23 protein-coding genes and 2 pseudogenes are annotated in these 21,642 nt (G+C 69.1%); 1 reads left to right on the forward strand and 24 read right to left on the reverse strand.

The window, feature by feature from the left end:
- Positions 1-248 precede the first annotated feature (248 nt).
- From LDL48_RS30110 to LDL48_RS30130, 5 genes and pseudogenes are all read right to left on the reverse strand, one after another.
- Complete coding sequence (locus tag LDL48_RS30110; protein ID WP_225257883.1) at positions 249-2,828, reverse strand: AAA family ATPase; 2,580 nt, start codon at positions 2,826-2,828, stop codon at positions 249-251.
- A gap of 17 nt (positions 2,829-2,845) precedes the next feature.
- Positions 2,846-3,445, reverse strand: a complete 600-nt coding sequence (locus tag LDL48_RS30115; RefSeq protein ID WP_225257884.1) for a hypothetical protein — start codon at positions 3,443-3,445, stop codon at positions 2,846-2,848.
- The gene (locus LDL48_RS30120; RefSeq protein ID WP_225257885.1) at positions 3,442-3,801 is read right to left on the reverse strand and encodes a hypothetical protein; all 360 of its coding nucleotides are present in this window, start codon (positions 3,799-3,801) and stop codon (positions 3,442-3,444) included. Before LDL48_RS30120 ends, LDL48_RS30115 begins: the two co-directional genes overlap by 4 nt.
- 51 nt (positions 3,802-3,852) lie before the next feature.
- A pseudogene (locus tag LDL48_RS30125) lies at positions 3,853-4,622 on the reverse strand (IS5 family transposase); the annotation flags it as partial.
- 390 nt (positions 4,623-5,012) lie between these two features.
- Entirely contained in the window at positions 5,013-5,318 is a 306-nt protein-coding gene (locus LDL48_RS30130; RefSeq protein ID WP_225257886.1) for a hypothetical protein, read from the reverse strand.
- A 231-nt stretch (positions 5,319-5,549) separates the two neighbouring features.
- Between LDL48_RS30130 and LDL48_RS44725 the strand changes: the two genes are divergently transcribed.
- Positions 5,550-5,927 (forward strand): DUF6283 family protein, encoded by a 378-nt coding sequence (locus LDL48_RS44725; protein ID WP_225257887.1) that lies wholly within the window; start codon positions 5,550-5,552, stop codon positions 5,925-5,927.
- 43 nt (positions 5,928-5,970) lie between these two features.
- On the opposite strand, the gene LDL48_RS30140 is transcribed toward LDL48_RS44725, so the two are convergent.
- From LDL48_RS30140 to LDL48_RS30225, 19 genes and pseudogenes are all read right to left on the reverse strand, one after another.
- The gene (locus LDL48_RS30140; RefSeq protein WP_225257888.1) at positions 5,971-6,999 is read right to left on the reverse strand and encodes an NlpC/P60 family protein; all 1,029 of its coding nucleotides are present in this window, start codon (positions 6,997-6,999) and stop codon (positions 5,971-5,973) included.
- Between the two features lie 134 nt (positions 7,000-7,133).
- Entirely contained in the window at positions 7,134-8,234 is a 1,101-nt protein-coding gene (locus LDL48_RS30145) for a hypothetical protein (RefSeq protein WP_225257889.1), read from the reverse strand.
- A gap of 140 nt (positions 8,235-8,374) precedes the next feature.
- Complete coding sequence (locus LDL48_RS30150; RefSeq protein WP_225257890.1) at positions 8,375-8,593, reverse strand: winged helix-turn-helix domain-containing protein; 219 nt, start codon at positions 8,591-8,593, stop codon at positions 8,375-8,377.
- Positions 8,594-8,789: 196 nt separating this feature from the next.
- Positions 8,790-9,275, reverse strand: a complete 486-nt coding sequence (locus LDL48_RS30155; protein WP_225257891.1) for a hypothetical protein — start codon at positions 9,273-9,275, stop codon at positions 8,790-8,792.
- 258 nt (positions 9,276-9,533) lie between these two features.
- Positions 9,534-10,004 carry a hypothetical protein gene (locus LDL48_RS30160; RefSeq protein WP_225257892.1) on the reverse strand — a complete coding sequence of 157 codons (471 nt, stop codon included), beginning with the start codon at positions 10,002-10,004 and terminating at the stop codon, positions 9,534-9,536.
- A 93-nt stretch (positions 10,005-10,097) separates the two neighbouring features.
- Positions 10,098-10,748 (reverse strand): hypothetical protein, encoded by a 651-nt coding sequence (locus tag LDL48_RS30165; RefSeq protein WP_225257893.1) that lies wholly within the window; start codon positions 10,746-10,748, stop codon positions 10,098-10,100.
- Positions 10,749-10,828: 80 nt separating this feature from the next.
- Positions 10,829-11,194 (reverse strand): hypothetical protein, encoded by a 366-nt coding sequence (locus LDL48_RS30170; protein ID WP_225257894.1) that lies wholly within the window; start codon positions 11,192-11,194, stop codon positions 10,829-10,831.
- A gap of 154 nt (positions 11,195-11,348) precedes the next feature.
- Complete coding sequence (locus tag LDL48_RS30175; RefSeq protein WP_225257895.1) at positions 11,349-11,888, reverse strand: hypothetical protein; 540 nt, start codon at positions 11,886-11,888, stop codon at positions 11,349-11,351.
- Complete coding sequence (locus LDL48_RS30180; RefSeq protein ID WP_225257896.1) at positions 11,881-12,255, reverse strand: hypothetical protein; 375 nt, start codon at positions 12,253-12,255, stop codon at positions 11,881-11,883. The genes LDL48_RS30175 and LDL48_RS30180 overlap by 8 nt, the downstream gene beginning before the upstream one ends.
- Positions 12,252-12,656 carry a hypothetical protein gene (locus tag LDL48_RS30185; protein WP_225257897.1) on the reverse strand — a complete coding sequence of 135 codons (405 nt, stop codon included), beginning with the start codon at positions 12,654-12,656 and terminating at the stop codon, positions 12,252-12,254. Before LDL48_RS30185 ends, LDL48_RS30180 begins: the two co-directional genes overlap by 4 nt.
- Entirely contained in the window at positions 12,656-13,138 is a 483-nt protein-coding gene (locus tag LDL48_RS30190; protein WP_225257898.1) for a recombinase family protein, read from the reverse strand. The genes LDL48_RS30185 and LDL48_RS30190 overlap by 1 nt, the downstream gene beginning before the upstream one ends.
- 189 nt (positions 13,139-13,327) lie before the next feature.
- A complete protein-coding gene (locus tag LDL48_RS43810; protein ID WP_255629021.1) occupies positions 13,328-13,450 on the reverse strand; it encodes a hypothetical protein in 123 nt (40 codons plus the stop codon).
- Positions 13,451-13,533: 83 nt separating this feature from the next.
- Positions 13,534-14,127: pseudogene (locus LDL48_RS45185) on the reverse strand (GGDEF domain-containing protein); the annotation flags it as partial.
- A gap of 95 nt (positions 14,128-14,222) precedes the next feature.
- Positions 14,223-14,912 (reverse strand): hypothetical protein, encoded by a 690-nt coding sequence (locus LDL48_RS30200; RefSeq protein WP_225257899.1) that lies wholly within the window; start codon positions 14,910-14,912, stop codon positions 14,223-14,225.
- A 504-nt stretch (positions 14,913-15,416) separates the two neighbouring features.
- On the reverse strand, positions 15,417-16,592 hold the full coding sequence (locus LDL48_RS30205; protein WP_308016498.1) for a replication-relaxation family protein: 1,176 nt from the start codon (positions 16,590-16,592) through the stop codon (positions 15,417-15,419).
- A gap of 113 nt (positions 16,593-16,705) precedes the next feature.
- Positions 16,706-17,593 carry a phosphoadenosine phosphosulfate reductase domain-containing protein gene (locus tag LDL48_RS30210; protein ID WP_225257901.1) on the reverse strand — a complete coding sequence of 296 codons (888 nt, stop codon included), beginning with the start codon at positions 17,591-17,593 and terminating at the stop codon, positions 16,706-16,708.
- Positions 17,590-18,375: a GP88 family protein gene (locus LDL48_RS30215; protein ID WP_225257902.1), complete on the reverse strand. Its 786-nt coding sequence runs from the start codon at positions 18,373-18,375 to the stop codon at positions 17,590-17,592. Before LDL48_RS30215 ends, LDL48_RS30210 begins: the two co-directional genes overlap by 4 nt.
- A gap of 88 nt (positions 18,376-18,463) precedes the next feature.
- Entirely contained in the window at positions 18,464-18,937 is a 474-nt protein-coding gene (locus LDL48_RS30220) for a hypothetical protein (protein WP_225257903.1), read from the reverse strand.
- A 55-nt stretch (positions 18,938-18,992) separates the two neighbouring features.
- Positions 18,993-21,554 carry a type IV secretion system DNA-binding domain-containing protein gene (locus tag LDL48_RS30225; protein WP_372472201.1) on the reverse strand — a complete coding sequence of 854 codons (2,562 nt, stop codon included), beginning with the start codon at positions 21,552-21,554 and terminating at the stop codon, positions 18,993-18,995.
- Positions 21,555-21,642 lie beyond the last annotated feature (88 nt).

Here is a 21,642-nt window from a genome sequence, read left to right on the forward strand (position 1 = left end):
TCACCGTCGGCCCAAACCAGCACGTACGCATCGGAGTAGACCTGGGTGTCCAGGCGCTTATGAAACACGCCTTAGACCGTCCCGGGCGGGATCTCGCCGGTACAGCATGGGAGCCCGCCTCCATCCAGACGCGCAGAGAAGTACGGACATCCCGTGCAGACGCCCTCGAAAATCGACAGGCGGCGACGGATCCGGTCCAGGTCTATCGGAAACGGTCGTCTGCGATGGAGGAGCGCGTCTTGATCTCCTCATGCCCGTTCTGCCCAGTAGGCCAGGTTGCCGCGGGCCTTGAGCGTTTCCAAGCTTTCCGCACCGAATACGCGTTGTAGGACGGGTAGCAGATCGGCGAGCTGATCACGGGCTCCCGCCGGGTCGCCGGAGCGTCCGATCCATCTGGCTAGATCGGACCTGGCAATCAGGGTGGCGCGATGACCGACGCCGAAGACGCGTTGCAGGACGGGCAACAGTTCGGCGAGCTGGTCACGGGCTGCTGCCGGGTTCCCCGCCCATCCAGTCCAGTAGGCCAGGTGCACACGGGTCTTCACCGTCTCTGGGTGTTCGGGACCGAGAACCTCGCCGAATCGCGGTACGAGCTCAGTCAACTGATCGCGGGCGGCGACCGGGTCACCGATCCGGCCGGTCCAGTAGGCGAGATCGGATCGAACCTGGAGGGTCTCGCGGTGCGAAGGGCCGAGCGCATCTCGCATGATCGATATTAGGCTGCTGAGCTGGTTGTGTGCGCTCGCTGGGTCGCCGGCCTTGCCGGTCCAACGGATCGTTTGGGCCTCGTGTACCAGAGTGGTGTGGCTCTTCCTTCCGAAGACCTCCCGCCTTAGCGGGACTAGGGCAAGGTGCAGGTCACGGGCTCCTGCGGCGTCACCTGCCTCGCCGACGAATCTCGCGTGGGTGCTTCTTATGCCGATCAGCTCATAGTCGGTCTTCTTCAACACCCGTTCGGCGGTACGGAGCAGCGCGATGAGGGAGTCGCGTGCCGCTACGACGTCGCCGGCTTCGCCGGTGAACCACGCCAAGTTCGACCGATAGAGCAGAGTCTCTGGGTGTTCGGGGCCGAGGACGTGTTCTGCGATGGGAATCAGTGCAGCGTACTGATCTCGAGCGGAGACGATATCGCCAGCTCCTCCGGTAAAAGACGCCAGGTCAGCGCTGGCGGTGACGATCACAGCCGGGTGGCTATCGCTGAGAGTCCGGGTCGCAATGGATCGGATCATCTCGGCTTGCTCGACCGCTGCGGGATGCTGACCGAGGGCCGCCACGTAGCGGCTGACCTCGCTCGCTATTTCCGCTACAACGGCGATCGTCTCCCGGTCTTCCGGACCGGGTGATTCTGCGGCGCGAGCCAGCACCTGGATCGGATGCGGTGAGATGAGACGGTAGAAGGGCCAGTTCGCGGTATCGAACTGGTTCTCATGTTCTTTCACCGCGCGTTCGAGCAGGCGGGCTGCGAGTGCTAGGGCGGCCCGGGTCTGCCCGGTCCTGGTGAGGTGGTACAGGCTCGCATCGCGGACCAACGGGTGCAGGCGCCATGTCGGCGGTGTCTGCGTTTCGGGTTCAGCAGGGTTGACGTCGAGTAGGCCGAGCCTGATCAGACCATCGCGGCTCTCGTCGAGACGTCTGGGGTTCAGCCCGGGGAAGAGCTCGGATCCTGCCATGACAGCAGCGTCGAGGAGATTTTGAAAAGGGATGGGCGCGTCGGCGAACACCGACAGCAAGCGTAGGAGGTTCCGCGCATCAGGAAGGCTTCTGCCGCGTTCGAGGTAGGTGAGCGACAGTTCCCAGGTCTGGGCGATGACTTCGCGCGCCTGCCTGTCGGCCAGGTGATGTCGTGTGTCGGGGAACACGGCGTAGGTGCCAGCGGAGTCGAGCGCGGCGTGGAAGCCGGCGAAGGTCTTGACCTGACCGGGCAGCAGATCCTCGTCCTTGGTCTGACCTAAATAGTGGCCGGCGAGGCGAAGAGCAAGCGGGAGTCCGCCGAGCCTGTCTGCGAGTGCGCGGGCCTCCTCGTGAGTCCCGGGGGTGGTGCCGGCGAGGTCGAGCAGGACCTGCGCGCTGTCCGAGGTCGACAGCATGCCGACGTGCTGTAGCTCGCACCACGTCCCCCACTCGTCGCTGTCGCTGTCCCGGCTGGTCACGATGATCGCGCCGTGTGAGATGTTGACAGGGCGGATCCAGCCCTGCTTCTGGCTGACGGTCTGTCCCTCGGGGACCAGCATGGTGGGGTCGTCGGCGTTGTCGACGATCAGCAGCCACGATTTTGAGTACGCCGCGATGAGACGCCAGAGCACGTCGGGTCCCCGATTCCAGCCCTCGGCCAGCTCGTAAGCCGTCGCGTTAAGCCTTTCGGCGACCTGCCGCATACCGGCGTTGAGCTCTGTTGGGCCGGCGGCGGAGACGAACCAGACAACTACACCTTCGGCTTCGAGGATCTGCCCGACGTGCCGGGCGATGGTGGTCTTGCCCGCGCCACCCATGCCATGCAGGACCCGAACTCTCTTCGTGTTCGTGGCGTGCCGGTCGAACAACCCGATGAGCTCAGCGATCAGGGTGTCGCGGCCGCGGATCTGCTCGCCGTCGGCGAGGCCGGGGACCTCCAGCGAAATTCGCGGCCACAGGCTCGGGGCATGCCCGGCACCATGGCCGGTCAGCGGGCCTCGGTACTTCCAAGCCAGGTATAGCGCCGCGATCCCGGACGTGCCACCGATGACGCTGAATACCTTGTCCATGCCGTTCAACAGATTCGCCTCGGCGAAAAACCAGGCCGACAGGAACGAGACCGTGGTGGTGAGCACCAACGCGACGAGCGCCAGCACGGTACGGCCCCGCGCGTTCATACGCCGCCAGCCGGCGCATGCGGGACCGGGACTGGTATCGCTGATGGTCCGCTGCCCTGGTCGTAGTCGAGGCGTTTGTCCAGGTCGAGTTCGAACCTGCCGTGCAGCGCCACGTTGGACCAGAACACCGGGGTCAACCCGCGCAGATCGTGGTCGGTGAGCCGGCTTGGCGGATGCAACTTCACCAGCTGCTCCTGGTCGGCGTCGACCACCGTCCACGACGCGATCAGATCATCGAGGTCCCACTCACGGCGCACCGCAACACTTTGGCAGACAGCGACGTGCGCCGATAAGCCCCGTCCGGGCACGACCACTACTTCGTTACCGCGTCGACGGCGCAGCGCGACGCGCTGCGCCGTCGAACGCCGCAGGCCCTGGCCGGGTGGCAGCACCGCCACATCCACCAGCAGATCCGCAACCGCGCCCACGAGCTGGACCCCACTCACCCGGTGCTGAACCCCGACTTGATGTCCCTGTACCCGGACAGCCGCCAGCCCCCGCGCGAGGACCTCGGCCGGCTGCGCACCTTCGCCTGGATCGAGGCGAACGCAGTTGTAGGCGGCGGCGTCACACGGTGGAACGACTTCGACCATCACCGACCCGACACGTTGCCGTGGATCGTCCAGCACGTGCTCAACGCCGCCGACCCCCTGCAGGCCGCGTTCTCCACGCCCAAGCCGACGACACACACAAATGGGCCGACCTCGAACACATCCCCGGGCCGGCCGGGCCGATCTACCGGGTGGTGTCCGCCGGGCGGCACCGCACCCACGCCATGCGCATCCTCGGCGTGCCGTTGATGGTCGCCGAAATCGGCGTCAGCGCGCTGCCCGTGCTCGTTGAGCAGTCCGAACTCCACGAACCCGGGTACCCCGACTACCCCGCCGAGGCGATCTGGCGTGGCCTCATCGGCCGCGGGCTGCTCGACGGCGACATCGTGCGCGGGTACCACGGCCCGGCACTGCAGCCATACCGGGTGGCCGCGCCGTGGCTGCTACTCAGCTCGGTGGCGCTTGAGTCGGTTGATGCCGCATTCCACGGCGTGGCGTTGTTGGTAGATCTGCGGGGGAAGGCCGGTGGCCGGCCGCCCTTCGACCCGAGCTTGCGCCGGTTGGCGTCCTGGTCAGCCTTGCTGGGGATGGTCGCCTTGATCCCGCGTCGGCGCAGGTAGCGCCGGTTCACCCGCGACGTGTACGCCTTGTCGGCCAACGCCCGGTCCGGCCTGGTGCGTGGCCGCCCGACCGGGCGGGGCACCCGGATGCCCTCCATCACCGCAATGAACTGCGGGCTGTCACCTCGCTGCCCGCCCGTCAGCACGATCGACAGCGGCTTCTGCCTTTGCTCGCAGCTCAGATGCAGTTTCGTGGTCTGCCCGCCCTGCGATCGACCCAACGCATGATCAGCACGCTCGACCGTCACACCGCCCGGTGGTTCAGCCTGCAGATCCCCCTTTACGCGCACCGCTGCATGCTGATGCGCCCGCGCCACGGTTGAGTCGACCGACACGTCCCACACGATCCGGCCGGCCGCATCGGTTATCGCCTGCAACGCGGTCAGGATCCATGCCCAGGTCCCGTCACGCTGCCACCGTCGGAACAACGCATACGCCGCCGCCCACGATCCATAGCAGTCCGGGATGTCCCGCCATGGCGTTCCCGCCCGGACCCGCCACCGGATCCCGTCGATGAGCTGCCGTTTCGTCCAGGTCGGCGGACGACCCGGTCGACGGGGCCCGGGCAGCAACACGGCACCCGCCTGGCGTACGAAGGCCAGGTCAGGGTCGTCGCCGCCGGATACGGGGGCGAGGATGACGTGCCAGAGCAGGCCGGCGAAGCGGTCACCGCGATGGACCGGCGCGTCACCACCGGCGTGGTCACCCTGCCGCGCCGCAGGGTGCACGTACCGGATCCCGTCGACCACGAACAGCGAGGGCCACCACTGGCTCAGGCATCCCGGGTCGGAGTGTGGTTCCGCCGTGCGCCGGGTGCTGCACCAGGTGACCACTCCGTTCTCCTACCTGCGCATGATGGAAGATGGACTGGAAGCGGCAGGCCGCGATGCTCGAAGGCGCCGCCGTGCGCCTCGAACACCACCCGCGGCCAGGCCTAACCTCAGCCACCATCGGCACCAGCAGCCGAACCGCCGGTTTCACATTGACCACCGTCACCGCCCCGTCCGCCGAGGCGAACAGGAAGCCAGCAACAGCCGCTCCAGCTCCAACCGGCTCTCGTAGACCACATGATCAGCGACCGTCGCCGCCCAGTAGCAGCCCGGCAGATACGGCTGCCCGCGATGCGACCGCCACCGCCGCCACGGCACTGACCCTGCGAAACGCGCCAGCCGCAACTGCTCGACCGGCACCACCACAACCCCGGAATCCGAGCGAATCTGCACCTGCGCCCGAAACACGGCCGCGACCGTTCCGCCCGGCACGCCGGGCACCCGCTGCGAGGCCAATCCGGCAGCCATCCACCCATGGCAATCCCACCACCCGCCCACGGCAGCCACGACACACCGACACCATCAGGCGACAACCAGCAGAACCACACATACGGGCGACACCACCCTCCCCGCCAGCCCGGCCCGGCCGCGCAGAAAGGCGCCGCCACAACAGCCACGAGCCGGGGTAACATCTGCCCGGCACGTCAGCACTTCGCGGGCCGTCACGGAAACGTCGAAGCGAATGAGAAAGGCGCACGAGTGAGCGAAGATAAACAACTTTCGCGACGCCATTTCCCGTGCGACGAATGCCCTATACGCGCCGATAACTGCGACAACCCCAAGGCCAAATTCCCGGCCGACCGGTGGGACGAGCTGAGCGTGACCGTCCGCGATCCGGAAACCCGGCACGAACCGCCCATCGGTGAAATCCTTTTCGGCTGCCACAAAGGCGCACCCAGCAGCAACGCAGACCTCGCCTGCGCCGGCTGGCTCGCCCAGTTCGGCACCGACCACCTTGGAGTACGCCTCGCCGTCGTCGACCGCCGCCTGCCGCCAGACGCCCTGGCACCTGGCTCCAACTGGCCGCCACTGCACCAGACCTGGGACGACGTCGTACGCGCCCAAACCACCGAGTGAACCCGGCGACACAATCCCATACCCGTAACCGATTTCCGGAACATCAGTCCCCCAACCGGTACGGCGACATGCGGTACGAGCCGAAATACGGATACGGAATTTTCCTGAAATGCGTACCGCCGCCACCGGACTGTTCATAGCCGTAATAGCTGCCTATCGACGCGTCGACCCAGCCCGCGAACAACACTACATGGCCACGCAAGTCGGTGTCCGGATTGATCATCAGATCACCCGGCCGTAGATCTGACTTCCCGATCATCATCGACCGCTGCGCCAGCTCAACCGTGCTCAGCCCCGGCCCTCGCAGACCCAGCGCCATCGACACGTAACCCGAACAGTCCCGCCGATACCCATGGAAAAGATCGCCGGGAACATTACTCGACAGATAAGGCACCGGTCCGCCCCGCCATGCGGTCAACCACGACCGCGCCCGGTCGAACACTGCGCTAGCCTCGACACAGGACCCACCAGAGCCGTCCGGCGAAGCCACGACCTCAGCGCAAATGCTCACGCATTGCTCACGATCGACTGGAATTGCTCGCGGATCCCCGGAAACTACAGCGGTGACGATCGCGGTCGCGTCCGGCTCATGCTTGGCGTACGCGTCAGGGTAGGCACTGATCTGCACGGCCTGAGCGGCCACTGTCAGCGGCAGGGTCTGCCAGTTGGCGACGGTGAGCAGCTTGTCGTAGAACCTGCCCGCGGCGTACTCGGGGTTCATGATCCGCGCCGGTCTCCCCCATCCCGCACTGGGGCGCTGCTGGAACAGTCCGAGGCTGTCGTGGTCGTTGTCCTTGCCAAGATTGCCGAGGTTGCGCAGGTTCGATTCCTGCATCGCGGTGGCCACAGCGATGACCTGCCCGCGCGGGGCAATGCCGCGGCGGGCGCCGACTCCGACGATGATGGCGGCGTTGTGCATCTGATCGGCGTCGTAGCCGCTGGTCGAACCGGGCAGCGCCGGCAGCATCATGCACGGGGATGCGAAGCCGCCGATGCCGGCGATGGCGGCCACGCAGACGAACGCGACGCCCAGCACGCAGGCGGTGATGATGGCGAGCACGCGGCCGGTCATGATCGGCTCCGGGAGGCGTTGGTGTGCATAGGTCTGCCCTTCTGGATGGGTCCCGGACACAAGCCGGCAACCATCCCGGGCAGGCCGTGGCACGGGCGGCGGCGTACTGCCGATCGCCCGCGCCACGGCGGTTCTCAGGACGGTGCCGGCAGTGGCGTGTGGCCGTTGCTGGAGGCGAGAGCGGCGATGCGGGCGACTGGCGTTTCGGGCGAGTCGAGTAGCCCGGCGAGGCCGGCATCACGGATGCGCTGGACGGTGCGTGAGGACACGTCGAACCGGGCGGCGATGTCCTGATTCGATGCGCCGTCGTCGTCGGTCATGGCCTGCCAGATCTCGCGCCAGCGGTCATAGACGGACTGCTGGGTGGGGATCTGGCGCAAGACGGCCGTGCTCGGTGGGCGGCTGGTGTCGACCAGCCCGGCGCCGATGCGATGCGCGGCCTGGGTCGGCGCCGGCTGCGCGGCGTCGGGTGGCTGGATCTCGGCGGCGATCGCAGCCGCCCAGCCGATGGTGTCGATCATGGCCATGAGGGCGTCCGCGATGTCGTCTACCGGTGTGGTGGTCGCGGCGATCGAGGCAAGCACCGGGTCGGTGTCGTGCCGGGAGCGGATCTTCGCTTCGATGTGGCTGGCCAGCGCGGCCCGGCGGGCTTCGGTGCGCAGCTGGACGCGGGCCTCAGCGAGGGACTCGTGCAGGCTGCAGCCGAACTGCACGGCCAGGCTCTTGGCGCGACGGGTGACGGCCGGCTCTCGCCACCACTGCAGCAGTCCGTAGGCCGGCGGGGTGGCCGACAACTTGCCGGCGACGCGCAGCGCGTCGCGGCGGCGGGCCGAGGAGTGCAGCAGCCACACGCAGTAGGCGAAGATGCCCAGCCCGCCGAACACCGTGGCGAGATACGGCGAGCCGGCGTGGCCGACGACGTTGATGCCGACCGCCAGGGTGACCGAGCCCGCCGACAGGATGCGCCAGCCGTAGGCGTTCTCGCCGAGGCGTTGGCGGGTGTCGGCGAAGCCTGAGCAGACGACGCCGCCGAGGTCAATGACGACGGCGAACGGCAGCGCCAGGATGGCGCGCAGCCACAGCGGCATGGTGTCGGACCACGGCGGCGTCTCGACGCCGACCCAGACCTGGCCGATCGACGAGCCCAGCGCGGCGACGGCGTAGAACGCCCAGGCGGCGTGCTCGGCGGCGCGGCCGAGAGCCTGGTCGCTGCGGGCGGAGGTCATTGGGCCCATGCGGCACCTCCGGTCGGGGTGCGGCGGGCGTTGGCGTTGTGGGACACGGGGTCCTCCTGCAAGGTGTGCAGGGCCCAGCGCCCCATGCGGGACGCGGGGCCGAATCGGGTTCGGCTGTGCGTCCCGCGGGTGGTGCGGGATCAGTTGCAGTGCTGGAAACGGGCCGGGTCGTCGCTGGTTTGGTTGACCTCGCCGGCCTCGGCCAGACGCAGCAGAATGCGCCGGATGGTGCCGTGCGAGTGGCCCAGCACCTTGGCCAGTTCCCACGGCGTGAACGCCAGATGCGGGTAGGTCCGCAGGTGCGCCAGGATCAGCGGCGTCAGTTGCCCGTAGGGCATGCGTTGCGGGTGGATGGACATGGCGTCGTCCTCGTGTCAGACGCGGTCTCGTCGCGCGCCAGCGTTGGCAGCGCGCGTGGCGTCGCCGCGTCAGGGTCGCGAAAGCCGGAGCGTGCCGGCGTCAGATGCTGTCCTGTCGCGGTAGGTGGCCCGCGTTGATCATGTGACGCGGGGTCTGGCGCGTCAGGGTCTGGCCAGGCCGTCACGGTCGTCGGTCTCAGCTGCTGGCGAACCGGCAGGAGACGTCCTTGCCGTGGTGGCGGCCCTGGCACTCGATGTCGCCGAGCTGCCGATGCTGGTCGGCAACCTTGTGCCGCATGGTTTCCTCCAGCTCATCGATCTGCGGGCCGTGCAAGTGCTCGTAGTGGCTCTGGTTGTCGGCCATCTCGGCGGTGACCGGGTGGCCGGGGAACGCGGCCAGCCACATGCGGAAGTACAAGCCCGCGCCCGCGCCGTGCATGGGGGCCAGCTGGCTGACCTTCGACAGCGCCAGGCAGATCTCGGCCGCGGTGGCCGGGCGCAGGTCCGCCCCGGCGGCCACCCGGTCCAGCAGTTCCCGGACGTGGCCTCGGTAGACGAACTCGGTACCCGTGCCCGGCCCGACGTGCCGCGGCGTCAGCACGCTGAAGGCGTGGTAGAGCACATCGGTCTGGCCAGGGTGGTGGCGGGCGGCCGCGGCGATCTCGGCTTCTGCCCATTCCATCACGGCGAACACGGAGCTCGTTTCCGTCTCGATAAGGGCGAACAGGGCGCCGGGATCGGACGTGGCGGACCGTTGGCCCGCGGAAGGTGTGGTGACGGTCATGCGATTCGCTCTCCATCCACTGTGGATGGCCTCGCCGGCCTATCGCCCGTCAAGGGCGACCGAAGTCGACGATGCCCTTGAGGGGTCTTGGCTTCTAGCGGTTACGGCTGACGCCGCAGGTGCTACTGAACGGCGGTGTCGCCGGTGGAGTCGCTGTCAGCGCCGGCGTCGTGGTTCTCGTCGTTGCTGTAGAGCTCGACGCCGGCGGCGGCGAAGCTGTGGTCGAGGAAGGCGGCGTTCAGTTCGCCGCTGTTCGTAGCGGTCGAGCTGGTAGCTGTTGAGCTCCCATTCGTCGTCGGTCAGGGTTCCGCTGTCGGCCTCGATGGTGCCGGTGACCTCAGCCATCAGGGAGCCGAGTTTGTCGTCGCCGGCGAGCATGGTGATCGGCTCGTGGCAGACCAGGCAGACGAGCCAGTCGCCGTCGTCATCGCCGCGCAGGTATACGTCGGGATTAACCGTCCGCGGTGGCGCCGGCACGTTGAGCCGGCGCAGCAGCGACTGCTGGGCCTGGGGCCAGGTCAGCCCGCGGTGCGGGCCGTAGTCGCCGTTCTCGGCGTGCCACCGTCCGTCGGCCCACCAGGTCCGCCAGGTTACGTACCAGGCGATGCCGGCGGCCCAGTCGGGCATGTGCTCGGTGCGTCGGCAGATGACGATCCAACGCGGCGATGGCGTGCTCGGCCACGTACAGGACGTCGGCTAGCGGGAACAACAGTCGGATCATCAGTGGGTCTCCTCGAAGGTGGGTATCTCGGGAAGCTCGACCTGACAGCGTTGGCCGCAGGTCGGGCAGTAGACGGCGAAGCCCGGGCACAGGCACATGTCTTCGGCGGCGCCATCGTCGAACGCCTCGCACTCGCGGCACCGGCTGATGACGCTGCGGCTGGGACCGAACAGGGCCGTGACGCGGTGCTCGGTACCGTCCGCCGCGAGCAGGTCGCGGTCGCCGTCCCAAGTCCAGACGTGATCGCCGGGGCAGCCGATCTGAATCGTGGAGCTGCTCAGCCAATAGCCCTCGTCCGTGGTGACGTCGGCGTACACCTGCGGGGCGCCGCCGTCGACGCTGATTAGGGCCACAGCGCCGCGAGGAAAGCCAGTCGTGGCGGCCAGCACGATCGTGACGGGCTTGCTCAGGCACGCGTCGTCGTGTTCGATCGGTGCGCCTTCGGCGACGTGCCAGCCGTGCGCGGCGCACCACAGCTGCAGCCGGGCGGTGGTGCCCATCCGCGGCGCGTAGTCGTCGAACACGTCGCAACCGACGAAGTCCTGCACCTGGCTGCTGGCTTGCCGATCGTGGGCGCCGGTGCGCTGGTGCAGCCACGCATCGGTGTCGATCAGGTAGTAGAGGTTGTGCAGGGTGACCGGTTCGGCCATGAGGTGTGCCTCCTGGAATCGGGAGGCGTGGGTAGGCTCACCGCGACCCGGCAGCCTGCCCACGCCCTGGTGGGGAGGGGTCAGGACTGCGGGTCGGCGTCGGTCTGCACACCGATGAGCGCGGTGACGCCGCGCACCGCGGGCCAGCCGTGCGAGCGGCCGGGCGCGGTGGCATCGAAGCTTTCGTAGCGGGTGCCGTTCTCGAGACCGAACACGCTGGAGCGGGCCACCTGGTCGTCGACGAACGCGTGCACATCGAGGCACAGGTGCTCGTTGTCCTCGCCGGCGGCCAGGCCGAACACCTGCACGATGGCCTTCTTCCTGCCGTCGGCGAAAGTGACGATCAGGGTGTGGCGTTGCAGGTCGGTGGTGTCGAGGTCGATGACCGGGTAGTCGCTGTCGGGGCGGCCGTACTTGGCCATGTACTCGGCGAAGGTCTCTGCCATGCGCTGGGCTCCCTCTCGGGATGGGAGCGGGCACGGCGCATCGGCCGTGCCCGCAGCTGGGTGGTTCTTGGCCGGGCATCGGCCGGATTAGGTGGAACTGGTGGAGCTTGTGGTGGTGCGACCGGGCAGCGCTGCCCGGCAGTCCGTGGCGCGGTTAGGTCGCCGGCGTCAGCGCAGCGGTCGCGGTGGTGAGCATGGCGGCAGCCTGCTGTTCGGCGTACGCATTGCCGTACAGACCGAACAGCGAGTCGTGGCCGGTCCAGCCGTCGGCGGCGGTGTGCTGTTCGACGATGACGCCGTAGACGTCGCCGTCGAGCCAGGCCCGCCACTCGTCGTGCTCGCCGGTCAGGTCGCACACGTCGGTGATTCCGGCGTGGGCGCGGAAATTGGCGGTGTCGAAGATGACCACCGTGAGGTCCTGGCCGGTGACATGGCGGATCGCGGTGGTGCCGTGTACCAGGCGCAGGTACCGCTCGAACAGCTCGTCGGTGCCGAAGCGGCGCCAGGCGGCCAGGACCCGGTCGGCGTGCTTGGGCTGGTACACCTCACCGGCCCAGACCGCCTGACGGCGTTGGATCAGCAGGGCCGGTGCGAGCGCGTCACCCCACGGCTGACTAGCGTCCTCGTCGACGACGATCCGGGCCCGCCAGCCGGGAAACCTGTCATCGATCACGATCATGCTGCCGTCACTCATCGTCCCCGTCCTCGATGTCGGTGGTCCACAGCGACAGCCGGTCAGCCTGCTCGTGCAAACCAGGTGCGGGTGTCTCGCCGTCGGCCAGGCAGGACGCCAAACCCGCGGCCATCTGCTGGTGGGTACGGCCGAACCCGCCCGAGCGCAGGTCGCTACCGGAGGCGACCAGTTCGCCGCCGAGGTGCACGGCGTAGATCCAGCCGTTGTCGGCGTACGCCAGCCCGACGGTGCCTCCACCGAGCGCGGCGATGCCGATCGTCAGCGACGGCTGCCCACCGGCGATCGCCGGAACCTCGAAGACCGTCTCCGGCTCGGTCCGGTACACCCGGAAGTAGTCCACGACCTCGTCAGCCCCGTTGTCGGTCATCGTGCACCTGCCAGCAGTTCGGTCATGGCGTCGATGTCGGTGTCGTTCATGTACGCCCACTCGGCCACCGCCGCGTTGAACACCCACCCGTCCAGCGGTGGGTGCTGGCCCATCGCGGCCCGGTATGCCTCGGCGTCGGCGCGCAGGAACGACAGAGCGCTGGCCAGCACCTCAGCTGCCTGCCGGCCTCGGCCGTAGTCGCGTACCGGCTGGCGGATCGCTTCCCGGTCGTCGTAAATCGCTCGGTAGCGCGCGGTGATGCGCAGCCGCCACAGCGAGTGCTCGCGGCCCACGAAGCTCAGATCGCAGGACACGACGCCGCCGGTAACCGAGTCGCCGATCTGCACCGAGGGCAGCCGTTCAGCGCCGAGGAACAGGGGCCTTGCAAGCCGGTATCCCATCACCGCTCCCCGTCCGCCGACGCGGGCCGTCTGGTGAGTTCCGGCAGCGACCGATGCGCGGCACTGAGGGCCCGCATCTGCTGCCCGGCCGACCCGGCGCGGTCACCGGTAACGGTGAGCAGATCCGGGCCGTCGCCCGTCTGCTGCGGCGGGCACGTGGACCGGAGGCCGAGGGTGCACACGACCACGTCCGCGGTGGTGAACTGGCCGATGACGTCGTGCAGCTCGTCGGTGCTGCGGGTCAGCCGGTCCAACGACGCGACAAGCAGCAGGTCGAAGACGTCGGACTGGGCGGCACCGACGGCGCCGGCGCGGCCGGGCCGGGCAGCGCCGTGGTTGATGTCGCAGAACGCGGCGACGACGCGCCAGATCGGCACACCGTCTGCCGTCTGCTGCAGAAACGCGGTCTGCTCGACGGCCAGCGCCATGGAATCGGCTCGCAGGTAGAACGCGACGCGGAAGAAGGAAGCAGGTTGCGTCATCGAAAAGTCACTGTCCTTTCAGGTGTCGAAGTCGATCAACGGGCAGGGCGTCCGCGTGTCCGAGAAGCTGGGGTCAGCGTTTCGGCCGGTGATCGGCCCTTTCGTAGGGCATCGAGGGCGCGCCGAAGGGCTCGCCGCCGGTCTAGTGCGGCGAGCGCGGGACGCTCGGGGAGATGTGGTGTGGCCGGGTTACTCGCCCGGTCGGCGGTCGCGGCGGCGATAGGCCGGGCGGACTCCGAGCAGCAACGGCAGGCCGTCGCGGACGGGGTCGTAGAACTCAATGTGGCTGCGCTGGTCCTTGGCGGTGAACATCGCCAGGCTGGAGCAGCTGAGCAGCTGAGCAGCTGGTGCGGGTCGCCGCCGGGCAGCTGGCAGATGCCGACGCTGACCTCGACCGGCCGGACAATGCCGGCCACCGCGGCCGGGACAGCGAGGGCTGCGGTCAGGCTGTCGGCAAGCTGTTGCGGGGTGCGGCGGGTGATGAGGACGAACTCGTCGCCGCCCAGTCGGGCGACGAGGTCGCCCGACTGGGCGGCGTGCCGCAGTCGGAGCCCGACCTCGGCCAGGTAGCGGTCGCCGACGGCGTGCCCGCCGGGTCCGTGGTTGATCGTGTGGAGTCGGTCGACGTCGGCCAGCGCGACGGTGAGGGCGATGTCTGGGCCGGCGGCGGCGATGGCGTCTTCGGCGACGCGGCATACCGGCAAGCCGGTCACCGGATCGGTGAGTGCCACCGCCAGGCGCTGCTGAAGCCCGTCGATCAGGGCGCGGAGGTCGTCGATCTGGGCGCGCATCCGGGTGGCACCCCAGAAGCCGAGAACGACCGCGAAGGTGAGCATCCAGCCGGCGGCCTCGACGAACAGGGCTGTCGCCGAGGGGACGTCGGGAAGCACGGCGATGGCCAGCAGTGGCAGCCAGAAGACCAGGCCGGCGGACATCAGGCTGAGCAGGACGGCGACGAATCCGGGAGCGTTCGGCCAGAAACAACACATGACGATCTACCTCCTCGTGGGCGGGATCGCGGAGGGCACGCCGATCGGCCGGCCGGCACGAGGACGACCGGCCGCAGCCAGGGCGTGCAGGAGGGCTAGCTAGTAGTGACGGCGACCAGCACGTCGTCACCGGACAAGGTGTTGAGGTGGTCATTGGCCGTACGCAGGTAATCCAGTTGATCGGCGTAGCGCAGGCCGATCGGCCGCAGGAGCCGCCCGTCGGCGGTCAGCATCGTGTCGGCGGGAACCGCTTGCAACAGGCCGTACGTGGAGTAGACGTACGGGCCGGCCTCGAACGCGTCGAGGTGATCGGTGGGCAGCTCGGTCGGCCGTCCGGGGTGCGCGTTGAAGGTCATCATCCGCGCGATCCGCGGCTGGCTGACGAACGCGTGCCGGGCAGCATCCCAGCTGTACTTGTCCGGGTCGGCGGCGTATCGGTCGTAAAAGTGCCACCACGGCTTCGCCTCGGGTGATCCGGCGACAATCTGCTGCCAGAGCATGTACCGGTTCCAGTACCGCTCGGCCAGGTCGTCGCGCATCGCGTCGAGATCCAGCAGCCTGACCGGGCCGCCGGCGGCGGTGCCATTGTCAGGTTGCAAGAGATTGATGGTGGTCGACCGCGTCAGCAGCCGGGCGTGCAGAGGCTGGGTCGCGGTCCGGAAATGCCGGGCGAGGCCGGCGTCGGTGATGCCGTGGGCGGCCAGCAGAGCGGAGACCGCGGCGGGGACCTGGTGGGTGCCGGCCGTCTTGGACAGGCAGACAGTCACGGTGCGAACGTCAGACACAGTTGTTCCTCCAAAGTGGATACGCGGTGGGCGCAAAGAAACGCCGTGCCCGACGACTCGCGTCGAGGCGAAGCCCGGGTGGGGCGGTGGTACGGAGAGGTTTCGCAGGCCGTGATGAACAGCAGCAGCGAAGGCGCATGGTGTGCGCGGAAGGTGCGACGCCCGCAGAGGGGGCGCCCGGGTGGTGCGTGGTGGTGCTTGGGTAGTGCGGGGTGGGTTGGCGGCGCACGAGCGGTGCAGGCCGACCGGCCGGGTGGCGGTGGGCGGTTGCGACCGTGGTCGTGGGCGGCGGGCCCGAGGGTGGTACCAACGGGTTTCTCGATGAGAAGACTTCACCATAGCGCCGGCACCCAACAGCCCGGGCCCTTCACCGCCGCGCTTCGAATGGGGCCTGACCTGCGCTATTGGACCACGCCGTGCGCGGGCCGGCGCGGCTGTTGGGTGATCCGGTGCCGCTGTTGGGTGACCCAACGGCATCACGCAGGCAGGCGCCCGGCTCGGTTGCTACCGCAGGTGCCGCAGCGGGTGGTCGTCGGGGCGGGGTGCGCCGGGGTTGAGCGGGCCGGGTTGACCGTGCCCGCGGGGCAGGTCGATCAGGCGGATGCGGTGGCGGCCGTTGCCGACGAGCCGCCACACCAGTTCGGCCGGATCGTCGCCGGCCTCCGGTGAGGTGGTCGCGATGACCAGGTTTGGCTCGGGCCGGTCGGCCAGTCGCCGGTGCAGGTTCTGCTCCCGGGCGCGGTTGGGCAGGACGAACAGCACGGCGTACGGGGGGCCGCCTTCGGCGCGCAGCCTGCGGTAGGAGTTGAGCTTGTCGGCCAGCCGGCCGAGCGGTTCAGTGCCGCGGTCGAGTTCGAGGAAGAACCCGGTCTCGTGGTGGCCGTCGGCCCAGACACCGTGCCCGTCGGGGTGAATCCTCCGGCCGAACGCGCCGGCGGTGGCGCGCTCCGACCACCACCGCGACAGCGCCGTGTCCTGGCTGGTTCGGCTGTGGACCAGGAGCCGGACGAAGAAGTCGTTGGCCTCCAGCAGGTGGTCCAGCGCCGGGTTGGCATAGATACGGTCCTGGCGTTCCCGCAGCGCCCGGGCCGTGGGCGGAGCCTGCTCGGCAGCGAGCGCGGTCAGCCGGGCCGAGAGCGGGCCGGGTACCCAGCAGACGATGTTCGCAGTGCCCGGCTCGCTACGGCGGATGAATCGATCGACGAACCCGAAGGAGCGCAGGACGGTGAGCCGGTGGCGGCAGGTGATGGCGCTGGTGAACAGCACGTCGGTGAGCTGGCCGGTGGTGAGGGTGGTGTGGTCGTCCAGCAGCGAGGCGAGTGCGTAGTCGCGAGGACGAAGGCGATGAGAGACATCGATGAGAGTGGGAGAGGAAGAGGAGTTGACGGAGTAGGAGGGGGTGGATGAGCGATAGACGGAGGGCGACGAGGGGGTGATCCCCGTCCGGGAGACTTCCCCTACAGGGAAGAGTCGGGTTGGCCGGCTGGCAGGCATAAGGTCTCCTTGCTGCGGTGTTGGCCAAGGCGGGCCGGCCTGGGGTCGGCCCGGCGGGGCGGAGTCCAGGCCGGGGTCGCGGCCGACCCGCAGCCGCACCTCCGGCCAGGTATGGGGTTGGAAGAGGAGGTATCGCCCGACGAACACGAGGCGACGAGATGTCCGCGCGACGCAGCCCGTATGCATACCGCTGAGACCGCTGGCCTCGACTGCGGACGAACTGCGAATGGTTGGGCTACCGGTGGCGACCGCGCGGCTAGATTGATCAAAGTGAGTGGGTGCATGCTTGCGGGACGCGGTCAGACGTCCCGCTGTGACGCGCAGGACGAGCACAGTGGACCGGATCGTGTTGGTGTTCGGACGCGGCCGGCGCCCCAGCCCCAGCGGCACAGGGGTTCGGGGATTCCGGCCGCTGCGGCGTCCTGCTCCAGTACGCGGATGTCGGCGAGGGCCTCTGCGGCGATCGGCCACGCGGCCAGCTGTTCCCGTTCGTCCCGGGAGGCGAACGCGCCGCACAGGCACTCGCCGGACATGTGCAGCATGTCGGCGACCTGGTTGCGCGGGCACTCCGGGAACCGCATCCGATAGGTGTTGAGGTCGAGTGCTGTCCAGTTGCGCAGCGGTGACACCCACACGATCGACTTGCGGCGCTCGAGCTCGGGTATTGCGCGTGCGGTCCGTCGTGGCGACTCCGCGAGGCGGCGCCCGGCGAGGAACACGATGCGTTCCTGGTGCGGCTGGCGTACCAGTTCGTTCTTCGCCGTCTGCAGCCCGCGTTCCTTGAGCCGCTGATACATCTTCCAGTGCTTCGCCGGGCCGGGGAATCCGTCTGCGAGGACCAGCTCTCGGTAGGTCGAGCCGGGCGGGGGGTGTTTCTCGATCAGCGGTAGCCCCCACGCGGCGCACACGTCGCGGACGAATTGCCGGGTGGCTTCGATGCCGATACCGGTGTTCGCGTGCACGGCGTGGGTGGCGCGGCTGCGGAACAGGTGGGCCAGCACGGTGGAGTCGTGGCCCCCGGAGAACAACACCACGGTCGCGGCGTGCCGCCGGCCGCGGCCCTTGCCGTCGCGGTGCTCGGTGATGTGCTCGCGGACGGCCGCGTCGAGAAGCTGGTGGGCCTGGCTGATCAGCAGGTCGAGCCGAGCATGCCGCGCTGACAGGTCGAACCCAGCCGCCGCGGTCATGCGGCGCTCGGGTGGGTCGGGCCGCCGGGGCGGGGTCGGCGGCGCCGTCGAGCGGCCCGTTGCTTGTCCTCGTACGCTTGCCAGGTGCTGAACCGGCGGCCGGCCATGGCCTTCACGAAGGCGCGGATGCGGTTGGCGGGGATGCCGACCAGACGGGGTCCGAGGACGGCGAGCAGGTCGGAGGCGTCCTGCGACGAGAATCCGGCGTCCACGATGGCCTGGTCATCGGGGAAGACGTCGGCGACCCGGTCGACGGTCGGGTCGAGCTGGCTGTCTTGGGTGCCGCCGTAGGAGTAGACCCACAGGAAGTTCGGCGGCGGATCGGGTTCCACGAGGCGCCTAAACCGGTCGACTTCTTTGGTGTAGGCGTAGAAGTGCAGGTCCGGTCGCGACCGGCAGATCCGCAGCCAGGCTCGCAGGTAGTGGTCGCTGAAGAAGTCACCGCTGTCGTGGATGCGGATCCAGCCGCCGGTGAGCTTCTTGGCCGCGAGCTCGGTGAGCATCGCGGCTTCCCAGCCAGGCAGGTCGTCAAGGACAAACGTGAGGTTGGCGTGGTGCTTGGCGCGGACAACCGGCCACAGGTAGGTGCCTTGCCGGGCGTAGCACACCTGGGCGCAGATTCCAGCCGAGGGACATGTATTGAACGTGCGGCCGTCGTCGAGGCGGCCGGCCCAGGCGGGCAGCGTCCAGTTCCAGACGCCGATAGCTTTCAACTCGCGGTTCTGCGTGAGTAGCTGACGGGGACGTGCGGCAACAGTGCGGGCGTCGATGTTTTCCGGCATGGTGGTCTCCCGACCGTGAGTGACGGGGACAAGGGACCGGCATTGGCCGCGAGGGGCATGCGCCGGTAAGCGACGCCGACGGCCCGGATCAGGGGCTCGGCGTGAGAGCGGTGTGGCTGCGCTGGCACATGCGGGTCAGTTCGGGCACCGCGAGGGGGTCGGCGGTCAGGTCGAACGCCTGGAGCCAGCCGGTGCGGGCTTTGCTGGGCGGCAGCAGGTGCAGCGGGTACGCGTCGTGGACCGCGAGGACCCAGTCGGGCAGCGGCCGGCCGGCGGACAGGATCAGGCTCCAGCTGGGCCCGTGCAGCCGGATCACCGCCGGCGTGCCTGCGGCGGTGGCGTACGCGATCCGGATGAGGTCCGGGTCGCCGCTGGCGGCGATCTGCGGGGCCTCGTTGAAGATGTCGTGCAGCCGCGGCCTGGCGGACAGGTTTGCGTGATGGGTTTGGATGAGCCGGACCCGGTCGTCCAACAGGCGTGCGGTGAACAGCTGGTTGGCGATCTGGTCGGCCAGCCGCCGCCGGTTGGGCATGTCCGGTGTGGTGGTGTTGGGCGTGCTCACGGGAACCTCCCGAATCTTCGGGGCCACAAACGGTGAGCGCCGCGTGACCGTTGGGTCACGCGGCGCTCGTTTCGGTGGGTGTTGGGTCGTCGGGCGGCTCGGGCCGGCGCTTGCGGCCGGGTGGCTTCATCCGGGCGAGCTTGGCGATCGCGGCCTGGCCGTTGCCGCTGTCGGGGGTGACGTTGGCCAGGGCGGCCTGCCGGACCGCGGTCGTCTCCCCCACCGGCGGTTTGGGCGGCAGGGTGTGCAGGGTGAACGCCGGGGTCTCCCGGCCGTCGACCACCAGGCGAGCTGCGGCCTGGAAGGCGTCCAGGTGCGACAGGTCGTGATCGGACAGCTCGGGCATGGTGTGTTTGGCCAGCTGGGTGGCGTCCTCCGGCGCGCAGGTGAAGAACACTTTGTTGCGCGCGTTCGCCGACAGGGCGAGCTGCGTCTCGCGGGGCATCTGGGTCAGGTTCTGGTGCGCCAGGACGAGACCGAAGCGATAGCCTCGCGCCTCGGCGAGCATGTCGCCGACGCTGCCGGGCAGGTTGAGGAAGTTGTGGGACTCGTCGATGTAGGCGACCGCGTCACGGCGGGCGTCTTCGGCGATCCGGGTGCGGCCGGTGGCGGTCTGCCATGCCTGGGCCAGGATGAACGAGCCCATCAGGCGGGCGGTTTCTTCACCGATCTGCCCTTTCGGCAGCCGGGCGAGCAGGATGCCGCCGTCGAGCACGCGGCGCATGTCGACCGTCGAGCGGGCCGCGCCGACGGTCTGCGTGACGAACGGCCGCGTCAGAAACGACCGCAGCCGGGCCAGGACCGGCCCGATGACCTGCGAGCGCAGCGGCGGCGGCGTCGACTCGAACCACTGCCAGAACCCCAGCAGTCCTTCGGGGTCGTCGAGGTCGCTGGTGAACGCTGCCCGGAACTGCTTGTCCTGCAACAGTGACGGGATCAGGGTGAGCGTGGCGTTGGCTTTGCGTAGCAGCGTCAGGCAGGCCATGCGCATCGTGTCGTCGATCCGCGGACCCCAGTGCTTCGCAAAAATCTTGCCGAAGATCGACACGATGTGGTCGACGACCAGGTCGTGATCGGCGCCCTCAAGGGGGTTGAGCGTGGCGCCGGCGGGCTGGTCCGGGTCGATGAGATAGAGGCGTTTGTCGGCGACGTCGGCCGGGAGTCGGTCGATGACGTCGTTGATCAAGTCACCTTTGGGATCGATGACGATGACGCCGCGGCGCGCGTGGATGTCGTCGAGGATCATGTGGGTGAGCAGGGTGGATTTGCCGCTGCCGGTGCTGCCGATGACGTGCGCGTGCTGCCGGGCGTCGGCCGCCTTCAAGGCGACTTTGTGGCCGCCGACCTGGGCGGTGCCGAGGACTTTCGTGCCGCGCCCGCCGCTGACCACGGCGACCGGCGCCGGCATCGCCTTCGCCCGGGCCCGGTCGAGGCCGGGGACGGCGATGTCGGTCGGCAGCCCTGCGAGGGTGGACAGCTCCCCGGCGTTCAAGACGAATCCGGAGCGCAGCACCCGCGACGCCAGCACCCGGCCCGGGTAGCCGGTGCGGATCCGGATGCGGCGCAGCCGGTTACGGCCGGCGTACACGCCGAAGCTTGAGGCCAGGCCCTGTGCGATGCTGGTCAGCCGCGGCGCGAGGGTCTTGGCGGTGCCACCGGGCCCGGTGTGCGCGACGGCGTAGCGGACCGCGACGTCCCACAGCGGTGTGCCGGCGAGTTTGTCGACGGCCGCTCGGGCGTCTCGGTCGGCTTGCGGGTCCGCGCCGGGTAGCCGCGCCGCCGACCGCCCCGCGGTGGGGGTGGTGCGGCGGGTCGGGCCGAGCACGCTGAGCGCGACGTCAAGGACGCCGCGCAGCCACACTGCCGGGTCGAGCCAGCTGGTCGGTGGCTTGCCGGTTCGCAGGGCCTGGACACCGCGGCGTAGGCGGCGGATCTGCCGGTTGCTGGCCGGCCGGGCCAGGACCTGCACGCATGCCGCTTCGGTGCGGCCGAGTTCGGCTGCGGCCTGGATCAGGGTGCGTAGCGGGTCCGCGTCGTGGTCGCTCTCGAGCGGGAACCAGGCCGGCAGCACCGGGATGAGCGCGCCGCCCTCGGCGATCGCGGTGGCCGGGACCGGGTCGCTGGGATCGGCGATGTTGCAGGCGATGCCGGGCCAGGCGCCGCGGATGGCAGCGAGGACCGGGCCGTACGCGATCGTGTCGGGTAGCCACAATCCGATCCGCAACTGGCGCCCGGACCATCGGTACTCCAGGGCCACGTGCGCGCGGCTGTCGCGGAGCCGGCGCCGCCCGGTCGGCCGGAGGATCTCGGCGAGGGTGGACCAGAGCACGCGGGCGCCGTCCGGGTCGACCTCGGGGGGTGGGTTGATCCAGATCAGCCGGGCGTGCTCGCGCCTTCGTGCGTCGTGCCGGGCCAGCAGGGCCGCCCGGGCCACGTGCCCGGCGACCGCTAGTGCGGCCACGACGGCGAGCAGCCATGGCCGCTGCATGCACCAGGTCGTGACCGTGTGGGCGAGGTGTTCGGCCCACACCGTCGGGGGCGGCTCCGGGAAGTTCGGCGGACCGGACGAAGGTGCAGGAGACGAAGGAGAAGGGTGCGGGGCAGTGAGCCGGGACATGACGGTGGCCCTTTCACCGAGCGCGAAGAAGGGCCGGCCCTTCTTCGCGCTCGCGTGGAGCTCGAAGAGAGGGCCGGCCCTGAAGAAG

Origin of the sequence: Jidongwangia harbinensis, assembly GCF_020216025.1 — a bacterium.
GTDB lineage: Bacteria > Actinomycetota > Actinomycetes > Mycobacteriales > Micromonosporaceae > Actinoplanes > Actinoplanes harbinensis.

Coding starts and splice junctions, on each gene's coding strand:
- LDL48_RS30130 (WP_225257886.1), bottom strand. CDS start 5,318: ATGGCTGCCGGATTGGCCTCGCAGCGGGTGCCCGGCGTGCCGGGCGGA.
- LDL48_RS30140 (WP_225257888.1), bottom strand. CDS start 6,999: ATGACCGGCCGCGTGCTCGCCATCATCACCGCCTGCGTGCTGGGCGTC.
- LDL48_RS30145 (WP_225257889.1), bottom strand. CDS start 8,234: ATGGGCCCAATGACCTCCGCCCGCAGCGACCAGGCTCTCGGCCGCGCC.
- LDL48_RS30150 (WP_225257890.1), bottom strand. CDS start 8,593: ATGTCCATCCACCCGCAACGCATGCCCTACGGGCAACTGACGCCGCTG.
- LDL48_RS30155 (WP_225257891.1), bottom strand. CDS start 9,275: ATGGAATGGGCAGAAGCCGAGATCGCCGCGGCCGCCCGCCACCACCCT.
- LDL48_RS30160 (WP_225257892.1), bottom strand. CDS start 10,004: ATGCCCGACTGGGCCGCCGGCATCGCCTGGTACGTAACCTGGCGGACC.
- LDL48_RS30165 (WP_225257893.1), bottom strand. CDS start 10,748: ATGGCCGAACCGGTCACCCTGCACAACCTCTACTACCTGATCGACACC.
- LDL48_RS30170 (WP_225257894.1), bottom strand. CDS start 11,194: ATGGCAGAGACCTTCGCCGAGTACATGGCCAAGTACGGCCGCCCCGAC.
- LDL48_RS30175 (WP_225257895.1), bottom strand. CDS start 11,888: ATGAGTGACGGCAGCATGATCGTGATCGATGACAGGTTTCCCGGCTGG.
- LDL48_RS30180 (WP_225257896.1), bottom strand. CDS start 12,255: ATGACCGACAACGGGGCTGACGAGGTCGTGGACTACTTCCGGGTGTAC.
- LDL48_RS30185 (WP_225257897.1), bottom strand. CDS start 12,656: ATGGGATACCGGCTTGCAAGGCCCCTGTTCCTCGGCGCTGAACGGCTG.
- LDL48_RS30190 (WP_225257898.1), bottom strand. CDS start 13,138: ATGACGCAACCTGCTTCCTTCTTCCGCGTCGCGTTCTACCTGCGAGCC.
- LDL48_RS43810 (WP_255629021.1), bottom strand. CDS start 13,450: ATGTTCACCGCCAAGGACCAGCGCAGCCACATTGAGTTCTACGACCCC.
- LDL48_RS30205 (WP_308016498.1), bottom strand. CDS start 16,592: ATGCATACGGGCTGCGTCGCGCGGACATCTCGTCGCCTCGTGTTCGTC.
- LDL48_RS30210 (WP_225257901.1), bottom strand. CDS start 17,593: ATGACCGCGGCGGCTGGGTTCGACCTGTCAGCGCGGCATGCTCGGCTC.
- LDL48_RS30215 (WP_225257902.1), bottom strand. CDS start 18,375: ATGCCGGAAAACATCGACGCCCGCACTGTTGCCGCACGTCCCCGTCAG.
- LDL48_RS30225 (WP_372472201.1), bottom strand. CDS start 21,554: ATGTCCCGGCTCACTGCCCCGCACCCTTCTCCTTCGTCTCCTGCACCT.